This is a genomic window from Hyalangium gracile, assembly GCF_020103725.1.
In the GTDB taxonomy this organism is placed as follows: domain Bacteria; phylum Myxococcota; class Myxococcia; order Myxococcales; family Myxococcaceae; genus Hyalangium; species Hyalangium gracile.
In genome coordinates, this window is record NZ_JAHXBG010000029.1 from 50,107 (window position 1) to 64,284 (window position 14,178).

At 70.2% G+C, this 14,178-nt stretch carries 4 protein-coding genes; 3 read left to right on the top strand and 1 reads right to left on the bottom strand.

Annotated elements, in window-relative coordinates:
• Positions 1-403: 403 nt before the first annotated feature.
• A complete protein-coding gene (locus tag KY572_RS39020) occupies positions 404-10,264 on the top strand; it encodes a non-ribosomal peptide synthetase (RefSeq protein ID WP_224248813.1) in 9,861 nt (3,286 codons plus the stop codon).
• A gap of 23 nt (positions 10,265-10,287) precedes the next feature.
• Positions 10,288-11,319, top strand: coding sequence for a pyridoxal phosphate-dependent aminotransferase (locus KY572_RS39025; protein WP_224248814.1), 1,032 nt, complete (start codon positions 10,288-10,290; stop codon positions 11,317-11,319).
• A gap of 16 nt (positions 11,320-11,335) precedes the next feature.
• On the opposite strand, the gene KY572_RS39030 is transcribed toward KY572_RS39025, so the two are convergent.
• Positions 11,336-12,271 carry an aspartyl/asparaginyl beta-hydroxylase domain-containing protein gene (locus KY572_RS39030; RefSeq protein ID WP_224248815.1) on the bottom strand — a complete coding sequence of 312 codons (936 nt, stop codon included), beginning with the start codon at positions 12,269-12,271 and terminating at the stop codon, positions 11,336-11,338.
• Positions 12,272-12,432: 161 nt separating this feature from the next.
• On the opposite strand from KY572_RS39030, the gene KY572_RS39035 reads away from it, so the two are divergent.
• On the top strand, positions 12,433-14,100 hold the full coding sequence (locus tag KY572_RS39035; RefSeq protein WP_224248816.1) for a PhpK family radical SAM P-methyltransferase: 1,668 nt from the start codon (positions 12,433-12,435) through the stop codon (positions 14,098-14,100).
• Positions 14,101-14,178 lie beyond the last annotated feature (78 nt).

Below are 14,178 nucleotides of genomic sequence, written 5' to 3' on the forward strand. Positions count from 1 at the left end.
CGGGAAGTGGCGCAGGGGGTGGCACCGCGGGGCTGGCAGGCAGTTGAGCGCTCTGGTTTCGTCGCAAGGTCCAGATGCCAGCGATCAGCAGGAGGAGCACTCCGGGTGCCCAATCCTCGTCGGCGATGAGGATCCCGCCGAGGACGACGAGCCAGCCCCTGATGATGATCGAGATCAGACGGCCACAGCCCATGGACTGCTTCGACTCGGACGGAGGGGTGGGAGCGCTTTGCGACGCCATCCCGCGAGCATACCGCCGACCTGTCGCACCAGCGTCACATTGGCCCGTGACTCCCCCAGGTAAGACGAGCAGATCCAGGCGTGCGACCGGGAAGGCGACGCTCTACAATGGCGTCGTGAACCACGAGCAGCAGGACCTCCTCTAGAGTCGGGCCCAGGGCGCATGAGTGACCATCACGATCCCGCCCGGGACGCGGCCACGCTCGTCGACCTGCTGCGCGAGCGCGCTCGACGGGAGCCAGACTTCCCGCTGTACACGTTCCTCGCGGACGGAGAGGAGCAGGAGGAGCTGCTGACCTGCGCGGGGCTGGACCACCGCGCTCGGATGATCGCGGCCGGGCTGAGCCAGCTGGCTCCCGGCGAGCGCGTCCTGCTCCTCTATCCTCCCGGGCTCGACTACATCGCCGCGTTCTTCGGCTGCCTCTACGCGGGCGTCGTCGCGGTGCCCGTCTACCCGCCGCGACACGACCGCTCGCTGGCGCGGCTCCAGGCCATCGCCCTCGACGCACAGGCCACCGCCGGCCTCATCCGGACCGAGCACCTGGAGCTGCTCCGGCAGTTCTTCCCGCTCGCCCCCGAGCTGGAGAAGCTGACGTGGATCGCCACCGACACGCTGGACGAGCGCGCCGCGAGGGCGTGGACGCCGCCCTCGCTCACCGGGGCTGAGCGGGCGTTCTTCCAGTACACCTCCGGCTCCACCAGCCTTCCCAAGGGGGTGATGCTCTCGCACCGCAACCTCCTGCGGAACCTGGAAGCGATCCGGATCCGCTTCCGGCAGTCGCGCTCCAGCCGGGTGGTGACCTGGCTGCCGCCCTACCACGACATGGGGCTGATCGGCGGCCTGCTCCAGCCGCTCTACACGGGCTATCCGGCCGTACTGATGTCGCCCGCGGACTTCCTGCAGCAGCCGCTCCGGTGGCTCCGGACAATCTCCCGCTACGACGCCACCACCAGTGGCGGTCCCGACTTCGCCTACGCGCTGTGCGTGCGCAAGGCCCGTCCCGAGCTGTGCGAGGGGCTGGACCTGAGCTCCTGGCGCGTGGCGTTCAACGGAGCCGAACCCATCCGCCCGGAGACGCTCGAGAGCTTCGCGCGGACCTTCGAACCGTTCGGGTTCCGCCGCGAGTCTTTCCTCCTCTGCTACGGGCTGGCCGAGGCGACCCTGCTGGTGACCGGCAGCGAGGTGGGACGACCGCCTCGAGTGGAGACGTTCGATGGAGCCTCGCTCCAGCGGGGCCAGGCCGTTGCGGTCGAGACGGCGCGCTCGGACGCCCATGCGCTGGTGAGCTCCGGCCGTAACGCGCTGGATGGCCGGGTGGTCATCGTGGATCCCGAGCAGGGCACGCCCCTGCCCGACGGGACGATTGGCGAGATCTGGGTCTCCGGCTCGAGCGTCGCGGACGGGTACTGGAACCGGCCGGACACCACCGCGCAGACGTTCCAGGCCTCCTTGCGCGGCTCGGGCGAGGGCCCCTTCCTGCGCACCGGCGACCTGGGCTTCCTGCGGGATGAAGAGCTCTTCGTGACCGGGCGGGCCAAGGACCTGCTCATCATCCGCGGCCTGAACCACTACCCCCAGGACATCGAGCGCACGGTCGAGCGGAGCCATCCCGCCATCAGGCCCGGCTCCGGCGCCGCGTTCTCGGTGGAAGCGGACGGCGAAGAGCGACTCGTCATCGTGTACGAGGTGTCGGCCAGGCACGTGAGCAACGGCCTCGACGAGGTCATCGAGGCGATCCGCCGGGATGTCTCGCGGCAGCACGAGCTGATCGTGTACGCCGTGGAGCTGCTCGAGCCCGGCACCGTGCCCAAGACGTCGAGCGGCAAGATCCAGCGCCATGCCTGCCGCGCCGGGTTCCTCGCGGGAGAGCTGCAGCCCCTGGCGCGCTTCACGCTGTCCGGGGAGCCCTCCGCGGAGTCCGGCACTGAAACGGCGTGGGTGCCTCCCTCTCCGCTGGCTCGAGAGGTCCTGGAGGAAGTGACGCGCGTCCTGGGCCACCCCGTCCGAGGCGCCAGCGAGCCCGTGATGCTCGACTCGCTCTCGAGCGTGGAGCTCCAGCACAGGCTCCAGGCGCGCTGGAAGGTGACCGTGCCGCTCGCGCGCCTGCTGAGCGGGCCCAGCATGGAGGCGCTGGTCTCCGAGGTCGAGACGGCACTCGCGGCCGGGGGGAGCCTCGCGACGACGGCCGAGGCGACGAGCCCCGCCACCGGTGATTTTCCTCTCTCCCACGGCCAGCGGGCGCTGTGGTTCCTGCACCAGCTCGCGCCTGGCAGCGCCGCCTACCACATCGCAGCCGCGCTTCGCGTGCTGGAGCCGGTCGACTCGGATGCATTCCGGCGCGCGGTGCTACGGCTCATCGAGCGTCACCCTGCCCTGCGCACCACCTTCCACGCGACGGGCGGCGAGCCACTCCAGCGGATCCACCCTGACGGCACGCTCGATCTGGAGCTGAGAGAGACAGCCGGGTGGAGCACGGAGGCGCTCCAGCAGGCGATGCGGGATGAGGCCCTGAAGCCCTTCGATCTCGAGCGCGGGCCGCTGCTGCGAGTGCGGCTCTACCGGCGAGACGGGAGCGAGCACGCGCTGCTCGTGGTGGTGCATCACCTGGTGGCGGATCTCTGGTCCCTGGGGCAGCTGGCCCGCGAACTGTCCGTGGCGTACCCGGCGGCGGTGCGAGGCACACGCGCGGAGCTGCCCGAAGCGAGCGCCTCCTATGTGGACTTCGTCCGCTGGCAGCGGGGACTCCTCGAGGGGCCGACCGGCGCCGGCCTGTGGGAGTACTGGAGTCAGCAGCTTGCGGGCCCCGCTCCGGTGCTCGACCACCTGGAGGACCATCCCCGTCCATCCGTGCAGACCTATCGTGGCGGTCGGCGGGAGCGACTCCTCGCCCCGGAGCTCACCGCCCGGCTGAAGCAGCTCGGCGCCCAGGAGGGGACCACCGTCTTCGCCGCGCTGCTGGCGGGCTATGCCACGCTGCTGCACCGGCACAATGGACAGCGGGAGCTCTGGGTCGGGACGCCGACCGCGGGACGGGACCGTGTGGAGCAGGCGGGGACCATCGGCTACTTCGTGAACCCCGTGGTGCTCCGGCTGGAGCTGACGGCGGACCTCCCCTTCCGCGCCCTGGTGGCGGAGGTGGGTCGGACCATCCGCGAAGCCCTGGAGCACGCGGCCCTGCCGCTGAGCGTCCTCGTCGAACGGTTGGCCCCGGCACGGGATGCGAGCCGCTCTCCCCTCTTCCAGACGATGTTCGCGCTCCAGCAGCTCCCGCTTCGAGGAGATGAAGGCCTGGCGGCGCTCGCCCTGGGCGTGGGCGGCGCTCGGCTGGCCCTCGGCGGGCTGGCCATGGAGTCCATCGAGCTGGACCTGGGCACCTCCCAGTTCGATCTCAGCCTCTCCGTCGCCGAGGTCGACGGGCGGTTCCGCGTGACGCTGGAGTACAACGAGGACCTGTTCGAGCCCGACACCGCCGAGAGGCTGCTGCGCCGCTACGAGGCCCTCCTGGTGGGCGCGCTCGCCAGGCCTGAGGCCCCGCTGGCCGCAGTGCCCATCGACTCGGCGGCGGACCTGGCGCGACTGCTGGAGTGGGGACGGCCCGTGGAGGCTCCGCGTCCGGCCTGTGTCCACGCCTGGATCGAGGAACAGGCGCGACGAGCCCCCGGCGCGATCGCGGTCTCGTGCGAGGCGGGCACACTCACGTATGCGGAGCTGGACGCACGCGCCAACGCGCTCGCCTGGCGGCTGCACACGCTCGGCGTCGGGCCGGACGTCCCGGTGCTCCTCTATCTGGAGCGCTCCCTCGAGCAGATCATCGCGGTGCTCGGAGTCCTCAAGGCTGGAGGGGCCTACATCCCCCTCGATCCCGAGTTCAACGCGGCGCGACTGAACGATGTGCTCACCGACGCGAGGAGCCGGGTGGCCGTCACCGCGGCCGCCGACGGTCCGCTCTTCGCTCACCGCGACGTGACGGTGGTGACGGTGGGTGGCGCGAAGGAGACCCGGAGCGAGCCGCCGCCCACCGCGGTCCGCCCGGAGCACCTCGCCTACGTCGTCTACACGTCGGGCTCCACGGGCAAGCCCAAGGGCGTGATGATCCCCCATCGCGCGCTGGCCAGCCTGATCCACTCGGAGCGGGCGCTCCTCGGCGTCACCCCGACAGACCGGGTCCTCCAGTTCAACTCGCTCAGCTTCGACACCAGCGTGGAGGAGATCTTCCTCACGCTCGCCTCGGGCGCGACGCTCGTCCTTCGGGACGCGGCCATGCTCGCGACGGTGGAGGCGTTCCTCGAGGGCTGTCGGCGGTGGGAGATCTCGGTGCTGGATCTGCCCACGGCGTTCTGGCACACGCTCACGGACGCGCTGGAGGAGCGAGACCTCACGCTGCCTGCGTCGATCCGGATGGTGATCATCGGAGGCGATCGGGCACGCGCGGAGCGGGTCCGGCAGTGGCACCGCCGCGTCCCCCCTTCCATTTGGCTCGTCAACACCTATGGGCCCACCGAGACGACGGTATCCTCCACTTCCTTCGAGCTCCTCGCGGAGACCTCCCGGAAGCTGGAGGATGTGCCCATCGGTCGGCCACTCCGAACGATGGGAGCCTACGTGCTCGACGGGCGGATGGAGCCCGTGCCCACGGGTGGAGTGGGTGAGCTCTGGCTGGCGGGAGAGGGGCTGGCGCGCGGGTACCTCGGGGAGCCCGCGCTGACCGCGGAGCGCTTCGTGCCCAACCCGCACGCGGCCACGCCCGGCGGGCGCCTCTACCGCACCGGAGACCTGGCACGCGTCCGCGCCGACGGAGTGCTCGAGTTCCTGGGACGCGCCGACGCGCAGGTGAAGGTCCGAGGCTTCCGCGTCGAGCTCGGGGAGCTCGAGGCCGCCCTGCGAGCCCGCGACGGAGTCCGCGACGCCCTGGTGCTGCTGCGCCCCGGTGCGTCCGGGAGCGCGGAGGGAGAGCTGGTCGCCTACGTGGTGGCCCCGCCCGAGGTGACTGCCTCGGAGCTGCGTGCGCACATGGCCGCGCGGCTGCCTCCTTATATGGTGCCCGCCCACTTCGTGCGGCTCGAGGCGTTCCCCTACAACGCCTCCGGCAAGGTGAACCGGCGGGCGCTCCCGGAGCCCGATGCCCCTGTCACGGGCAGGGCGCCGCGAACGGCGGCGGAAGAGCTGCTGGCGGGCATCTGGGCAAGCGTGCTGGGGCTCGGCGGTGTCGGCGTCGACCAGGGGTTCTTCGAGCTGGGCGGGCACTCGCTGCTGGCCATGCAGGTCATCTCGCGAATCCGCGACGCCTTTGGTGTGGAGCTGCCGGTCCGGGCGTTGTTCGAGGACGGCACGGTGGCAGCGCTTGCCGCTCGTCTCGAGCAGGCCCGCGCGGGAGCACGGCCTGCCACGCTCCCTCCGCTCGTCCCGGTCGAGCGTGGCGCGCCCCTTCCCCTCTCCTTCGCTCAGCAACGCCTCTGGCTGCTGGCCCAGCTGGAGCCCGGGAGCGCCGCCTACAATGAGCCAGGGGTGCTCCGCCTCACGGGCCCGCTCGATCTGTCTGCCCTCTCGGGAGCCCTGGCCGATCTGCTCCGCCGACACGAGCTCCTGCGCACCCGCTTCATCGAGCGTGCCGGCGAGCCCGTCCAGCTCATCGAGTCGGACAGCGCGGTGGCGCTCCCGCTAGAGGATCTGCGCTCGCTCTCGCCCTCGTCTCGGGAGGCGCGCGCGGCGGAGCTCATCCACGAAGAGGCGGCGCGACCGTTCCCGATGGACCGAGCGCCGCTGCTCCGTATGCGGCTGCTCCGCCTCGGCGACGAGGAACATCGGCTGGTGGCGGTCCTGCACCACATCGTCTGCGATGCGTGGTCGCTCGGCATCCTCTTCCGCGATCTGGCCGCGCTGTACCAGGCCCGGAGGGACGGACGCGCGGCATCGCTCCCGGCGCTGGGGGTGCAGTACGCCGACTTCGCGGTGTGGCAGCGCCGGTGGCTCCAGGGCGAGGTGCTGGAGCGACAGCTCGCGTACTGGCGAAGGGCTCTGGACGGTGCCCCGGCGGAGCTGGAGCTTCCCCTCGCGCGGGGCTCCAGGACCGCCGAGCCGGGCCCGTCCGGCACCGTGCACAGCGCGCTCTCTCGGCCGCTGACCACCTCGCTCGAGGCACTCTGCCGCCGCGAGGGCGCAACGCCGTTCATGGCGCTGCTCGCCACGTTCCAGGCGCTGCTCCACCGCTACACCGGGGCAAGGGATCTCGTCGTGGGCACGCCCGTGGCCCACCGGACCCACGCCGCGCTCGAAGAGCTGGTGGGCTTCTTCGTCAACACGCTGGTGCTGCGGACGCAGGTGGCGGAGGGAAGCTCGTTCCGGCAGCTCCTGGCTCGCGTCCGAGAGGGGGCCTTGAGCGCCTTCTCGCACCAGGATCTGCCTTTCGAGAAGCTGGTGGAGTCCCTGCGGCTGGCGCGCACCTCCAGCCGCCCCCCGTTCCTGCAGTTCATGTTCTCGTTCCAGAACGCGCCCAGGACGGAGCTTGCCCTCGCGGGGCTGCGGGCCACCTTGGATGAGCCCCCTCCCGCGCATGCGAAGTTCGACCTGTTCCTGGAGATCTCCCGGCGCGGAGACGAGTGGCTCAGCCACTGGCAGTTCGACTCCACGCTGCTCGACGCGGCGGCGGTCAGCCGCATGGCCGAGCACTTCGAGCGACTGCTCTCGGGCGCGCTGGCGCAGCCTGACGCTCCCCTCGCTCGGCTTCCCCTGCTCACGGAAGCCGAGCAGGCCCTCATCACGACCGCCAATGACACCGGACGTGGCGTTCCGCGCGACGCGTCGATCTCCCGGCGTTTCGAGGCGCAGGTCGATCAAACCCCCGACGCCACCGCGATTGAACGCGACGGGCAGTCCCTGACGTATCGAGAGCTGGACCGGAGCGCCAACCGGCTCGCGCACTACCTGCGGGGCCTCGGCGTCGGGCCCGCAATGCCGGTGGGCCTATGTGTCCACCGCTCGTTCGAGCTGATCATCGGGATGCTCGGCATCCTGAAGGCGGGCGGAGCGTACCTGCCCCTGGATCCCAGCGATCCGCCCGAGCGCCTGTCGCTGATGCTCGCGGACGCGGGCGCACGCTGGGTGCTCACCGAGACCGCCCTTCAGGCGGCGCTGGAAGGTGCCGGCGCGGAACGGCTGCCGCTCGATACGCTCCGGGCCTCCCTCGCGGAGCAGTCGGACGAACGACTTGCGGATGGGCCCCAGGCGGAGGACCTCGCCTATGTCATGTACACGTCTGGCTCCACCGGCCAGCCGAAGGGCGTCTGCGTGCCACACCGGGCGGTACTCCGCCTCGTCACCCAGCCCAACTACATCGCGCTGAAGGCGGACGACGCCTTCCTCCAGCTCGCACCTCCATCCTTCGACGCGGCGACCCTGGAGATCTGGGGGCCGCTCCTCAACGGAGGCCGACTGGTGCTCTTCCCCGGCCAAGGCGCGGCGGCGCTCGAGTCGCTGGGACCCGTGGTGGCGCGACACCGCGTCACCAGCCTGTGGCTGACCGCCGGGCTCTTCCACGGCGTCGTGGATCGGGATCTCGAGGCGCTCGGCGGGGTGAGACAGCTGCTCGCGGGCGGTGACGTGCTGTCGCCCGAGCACGTGCGCCGTGTGCTCGAGCGGCACCCGACGCTCCTGGTCAACGGCTACGGGCCCACCGAGAACACCACGTTCACCTGCTGCCACCCGATGGCTACTCCCGCGCAGGTGGAGGCGCCGGTCCCCATCGGCGCGCCCATCACCGGCACCCGCGTCTACGTGCTCGACGCGGCGCTCGAGCCCGTCCCCATCGGCGTTCCTGGAGAGCTGTACTGCGCGGGGGACGGACTGGCCCACGGGTACCTCGGGCGGCCGGAGCTCACCGCCGAGCGCTTCCTGCCCGATCCGTTCAGCCGTGAGCCCGGCACGCGCATGTACCGAACGGGAGATCGGGCCCGCTGGCGCGCCGACGGACGCCTCGACTTCCTCGGACGCGTCGATCAGCAGGTGAAGATCCGCGGGTTCCGCATCGAGCCGGGAGAGGTGGAGGCGGCGCTGCTGGCCCACCCCTCGGTACGCGAGGCCTCGGTGGTGGCGGTGGGAGATCGCGCCGACACCCGGCGGCTGGTGGCGCACGTCGTCCTCCGGGATGCGTCCTCTGTCACTCCCAGCGAGCTGCGCACCTTCCTCGCGAAGCGACTGCCCGAGCACCTGGTCCCAGGCGCGGTGGCGCTCCACGAGGCGCTGCCCCTGACTCCGAATGGAAAGGTCGACCGTCGCGCGCTGGCCGCGGGACTGCTCCCGGAGAGCGCGGCGACACCCGAGGCGCTCACGCCCCGCACGAGCACCGAGGCGACGCTGGCGGCAATCTGGTCCGCGCTGCTCGGCATCTCCCGCGTCGGCCTGCACGAGAACTTCTTCGCCCTGGGTGGCCACTCGCTGATGGCCATGCGCCTCCTCTCCCGGGTTCGCGAGGCCACGGGCGTCGAGCTGGGGCTGAAGACGATCTTCGAGGCCGGCAGCATCGCCGCGCTGGCGGAGCGAATCGATGCGGCGAAGGCGTCGGCGTCGGCCGCCAGACGTCCCCTCGCCCCGGTGCCCCGCCACGGGCCGATGCCGCTGTCCTTCTCCCAGCAGCGACTCTGGTTCATCGCGCAGCTCGATCCGGAGAGCGCGGCGTACCACATCCCGGGAGCCCTGCACCTGACTGGCGAGGTCGACGTGCGGACGCTCGAGCGGTGCTTCAACACCCTCATCGAGCGCCATGAGGTGCTTCGCACCGCCTTCGTGCTGCAGGACGGAACCCCGGTCCAGCACATCGCGCCGCGGCTCACCCTCCACATCCCCGTCGAGGATCTCCGTGGGCTGCCGCTCCCGGCGAGGCAGGCCCGCGTCCGTGAGCTGGAGCGACAGGAGGCGGAGCGCCCGTTCGCGCTCGATGCTCCTCCGCTGCTGCGGGTCCGGCTCCTCCGGCTGGAGGAGCGGGAGCACCGGCTCCTGCTGACGCTGCACCACATCGTCGCGGACGGCTGGTCACTGGGCGTCCTCTTCCGCGAGGTCACCGCCCTGTACGAGGCCTTCGCCGCCGGCCGCGAGCCCACCCTGCCGCCCCTGCCCATCCAGTACGCCGACTTCGCGTGGTGGCAGCGGGAGTGGCTCCAGGACCCGCTGCTCGAGGGCCAGCTCCAGTACTGGCGCCAGCACCTCACGGGAGCGCCGCCGCGCATCCGGCTGCCCTTCGATCGCCCGCCGCCGGAGTTCCCGAGCCACCGGGGCAGGCTGGTCGTGAGCCGGATCGATGCGTCCCGGACCGCCGCCCTCGAGGCATACGGAAAGAGCGCGGGCGCGACCCTGTTCATGACCACCCTGGCGGCCTTCTACGCGCTGCTTCACCGCCTCACGGGCGAGGGGGACCTCGTCGTCGGGACACCGACCGCCAACCGCACGCACCCCTTCACCGAGGACCTGATCGGCTTCTTCGTGAACACGCTCGCGCTCAGGTGCCAGGTGCGCGGCGACATGAGCTTCGCACAGCTGCTGGAGCAGGTGCGGACCCTCACGCTCGCGGCGCACGACAACCAGGACGTGCCATTCGACCGAGTGGTCAACGAGCTCGGGCTCGAGCGCTCGCTGAGCCACAACCCGGTGTTCCAGGTCCTGTTCGCCTTCCAGAACGCTCCCCTGTCGGCGCTGCGGCTGAAGGATCTGACCCTGAGCGAGGTGGAGCCGAACTTCGATCAGGTGAAGTTCGACCTCGTGGTGATCCTCCAGGAGCACGGCGGGGAGCTGACCGTCACCTGGAGCTACGCCGCCGACCTCTTCGACGAGGCCACCATCATGCGAATGCACCAGCAGTATGCAGGTCTGCTGGGAGAGCTCGTCTCCGGCACGGCGGCCCGCGTGAGCCCTCCGGCGCCCACCCCCGCGCGACAGGCCGAGCCCCAGACGGCGCGGCGGACGTCGGACTTCGCCAGGCTGCGCACCATCAAACCCAAGCCGCTTACCCCGCCCCGCGACGGCGAGGAGAGCTGAATGCGCTCGGATCGAGGTGACCGATGACCGTGACCTATGACCCTGGCCCGCACATCGAGGGCGACGGCTGGCTCACGCTGCACCGCAACGAGAACCTGTTCGCCGACCGCGCCCTGCTCGAGGAGATGGCGCGGCAGGCGCTGGCGAAGGTGACGCTCTCCGCGTACCCCCACCCGACCTCGCTCCTGCTGCGAGAGAAGCTCGCCGAGCTGTACGGCGTCGACGCGGCGAACGTCTTCGTCGGGAATGGCTCCGACGAGGTTCTCTCCGAGCTGCTGCGCTACCTGCGGACGTCCTACGAGGCCATGTGGCTCCAGGACGTCGGCTACGCCATCCATGGGCTCCTGGCGGCCCGCCTGGGCTATCGGAGCGAGACGCTGCCCGGGAGCACCTTCTCCAGCGGCCGGGTGGAGCCGCCCCCAGGGCCGAGCCTGTCCGTGGTGGATTCACCCAACGCCATCACCGGCCATGCCCTCCGCTCGGAGGAGCTGTTCTCACTGGCCCAGGCTCCTGGCTCGTTCCTGCTCTGGGACAACGCCTACGGTGAGATCGCGGGCGAAGAGCTGCCTCGACAGGTGCGCGCCAACGTCGTCACGGTCCGCAGCTTCTCCAAGTTCTACGCGCTGGCGGGAGCACGGGTCGGCTACTGCGTCTGCGACCGAGCCCTGGCAGCGGAGCTGCTCCAGCGCAAGGACGCCTTCAACGTCGGCGCCTTCCCGCAGGCGGTGGCGCTCGAGGCGCTCGCGCGTCGCGAGCACTTCGTGCGGTTCGCCCGGCAGCTCGCGGACTCCCGGGCCCGGCTGGTCACCGAGCTGCAGGCGCTCGGCTTCGAGGTACGCCCACCTCGCGGCAACTTCGTCCTGGCCCGGCACCCGGAGCACGAAGCCACCACGCTGCAGCAGGGGCTGGCAGAACGACGGATCGCCGTGCGCCGCTTCCCGAAGGAGGCCGTGCGGAACCACCTCCGGATCACCGTGCCGCCCGCCGCGAGCATGGACCGCCTGCTCGAGGCGCTTCAGGGCGTGTTGAAGGGTACCGCTCGCCCCGCGACGTAGCCCGCCCCCGCGCTGGTCAAGCGTGCAGCGGGAACGGGAGCTGACCGAGCGGAGTCTTCAGGGACACGGAGGTGAGCCGGCCCTGCTCGCGGTGGAGGACCAGCAGGATCGACGGGGGCACACCGAACATCCGGAACTCGTCGTTGCCCATGGGCTCGAGCCCGATGAGGTCGGTGCCGTTGATGGCCATCACCAGCCGTCCGCCGGAGACACGGACCTCACCGTCGAAGTCCCGCTTCAGGCCCCACTCCAGCGGCAGGTTCTCGGCCAGGGGCGTGTCTCCCAGGGAGCCGGAGAGCGTGAAGCGGCAGGCGTACGAGGGCAGCTCCGCCGCGCCCAGCGCGATGGGCTCGCGGTGCCTGGCCACTCCGGGCTGCCGTGAGATGAACTCCGGCGGGAACAGGCTCACGATGAAGTCGTTGACGCACACGTCGGCGATGAGGTGGACGCGCGGCGCCTGTCCCCGGTTGTAGACATGGTGGACTAGGCTGAAGTCGCCGTACCAGAGCTCGCCGGGCTTCCAGTGGCAGTGCTCCTCGCCGACGACGAACTCCACGTCCGGGTTCGTGGTGATCGGGATGTGGAGCCGGATGAGCCCCTTGTCGAAGCCCAGGAACCAGTCGCTGTGAGCGTGGATCCCACCGTTCGGCCACATCACCGAGATGCGCACGCTGTGCTTCGGACACGGCAGCGAGTCCAGCACGTGCTTGAAGTACGGGGCGACGCGCGTGAGCTCCGTCTCCTGGAAGCCGACCAGGGCGGGCTGACCCGGAGAGGCATCATCCCATCGGCCGCCAATCGAGTGGAGGCTGGCTCCGCCCCAGCGCGCGTGGATGGGAGGATCGCTGTACGTGGGCTCCTCGCGGATCTGGAACCGGGAGATCTGCTCCAAGGCCTGAAGCAACTTCGCGGGTTCGTAGGTGAGGGGCAGCTTCGCCGTGACCTGCGCCATGCCTGACCTCGTTTCAAGAAGAAAGCTCGAGACGGCGCACGGTACCAAGGCCGCGCGTCCCGTTGAAGGCGCTCCGAGATCATGCCAGGATTCCGCCCGCAAACTTCCTGGGGGCCGGCCCACCATCCGGGCAGCCCTCTGGCTGCCCACGGATTCGATTCATGTCGGAGTCATCGCGTCTCGACTGCGTCGTCGTCGGATACAACGAGACTCCCTTCGACGAGTACGAGTCCACGCTCCGTCGCTACGGCGAGGACTCCGAGGCCTACCGGGACCTCAAGTTCAGCTTCGTCGAGGTGGGCGAGAGCAAGCTGACCTACGCCGATCTGCTGAACCGCGTGTACCGGGAATCCCTGGGACCGGCGACACCGCACCGGGACTTCCTGTCGGGGGATATCCCCAGTCTGGCGGCCGTCTACCTGACGAGCTTCCTGAGGCGCAGGGGCTTCCAGGCCTGCTACATCAACCTGTTCCAGTATGAGAAGGAGCAACTGGCCAGGCTCCTCGCGCGCAACCCGCGCTGCATCGCGCTCACCACCACGCTCTACGTCCTGAACGAGCCGGTGATCGAGATGGTGAAGTTCATCCGCCAGCACAACCCGGACGTCCGGATCATCGTGGGCGGCCCGCTCATCGCCAACCACTTCCGGCGCCACCAGGGGGACGAGCTGGCCACGGTGCTCGACGAGCTGGGGGCCGATCTCTACGTGGTGGAGGGCCAGGGCGAGCTGACCCTGTCGCGAATCGTGGAGCGCCTCCGGGACGGGGGAGAGCTGTCCGAGATCCCCAACCTCGTCTACGTCGACGACCGGGGTCCGGTGCGCGCCGGGCGCTACCGCATCACTCCCCGGGTGGAGGAGAACAACCCGCTCGACGAGAACATCATCGACTGGAACGCGCTGGGAGATGCTCCGCTCGGGCCCACGCTCCAGACGCGCACGGCACGGAGCTGCGCCTACAGCTGCTCGTTCTGCGCCTACCCGATGCGGGCGGGAAACCTGACGCTTGGGGGCCTGGAGGCGGTGGGGCGGGAGCTGGACGCGATGGCCGCGCAGGGCGCGCGCAACGTCGTCTTCATCGACGACACCTTCAATGTGCCGCTCAAGCGCTTCAAGGAGCTGTGCCGGCTGATGATCGAGCGCCGGTACGGGTTCAACTGGTTCTCCTACTTCCGGTGCAGCAACGCGGACGAGGAGGCCGTCGAGCTGGCTGCACGCAGCGGCTGCCGGGGCGTGTTCCTGGGGATCGAGTCGGGCTCGCCGAGGATCCTGACGAACATGAACAAGGCGGCCAGCGTGGAGAAGTACATCCACGGGATGAAGTGGCTGCATGACCACGGCATCCTGACCTTCGCCTCGTTCATCATCGGCTTCCCGGGCGAGACGGACGAGACCGTGGAGGAGACGATCGAGTTCATCCAGCGCACCCGCCCCGACTACTACCGAGCGCAGCTCTGGTACTGCGAGCCCGGGACGCCCATCGACGCCAAGAGGCAGCAGTACGGCATCTCCGGCCAGGGCTTCAGCTGGCGCCATGCCACCATGGAGAGCCTGGAAGCGATGGACCACATCGACCGGATGTTCCTCACGATCGAGAACTCGACGTGGCTGCCCCAGTGGTCGTTCGACTTCTGGATCATCCCGTACCTGCTCGGCCGGGGCATGGGGCTGGATCAGTTCAACACGCTGATGCGACTGGTCCACCGGCTCCTCGCGCTCCAGATCGCGTACGTGCCGCCCGAGGAGAAGCGCTCGCTCCAGGAAGGATACCTGCGGCAGATGCGGGAGCACGTGCGCCAGTGGGGTGCGGCTGCCCCGAGCGTGCGATAGCAAGGACGCAGCCACGCCACGCGACGGGGCCGCCGCGAGCTGGCGGGCCCCGGGTGAAGGCTCAAGAACTCCGAGACA

What these genes read in the sequence shown, in the direction of transcription:
- KY572_RS39020 (WP_224248813.1), top strand. Translation starts at nt 404, where the DNA reads ATGAGTGACCATCACGATCCCGCCCGGGACGCGGCCACGCTCGTCGAC.
- KY572_RS39025 (WP_224248814.1), top strand. Translation starts at nt 10,288, where the DNA reads ATGACCGTGACCTATGACCCTGGCCCGCACATCGAGGGCGACGGCTGG.
- KY572_RS39030 (WP_224248815.1), bottom strand. Translation starts at nt 12,271, where the DNA reads ATGGCGCAGGTCACGGCGAAGCTGCCCCTCACCTACGAACCCGCGAAG.
- KY572_RS39035 (WP_224248816.1), top strand. Translation starts at nt 12,433, where the DNA reads ATGTCGGAGTCATCGCGTCTCGACTGCGTCGTCGTCGGATACAACGAG.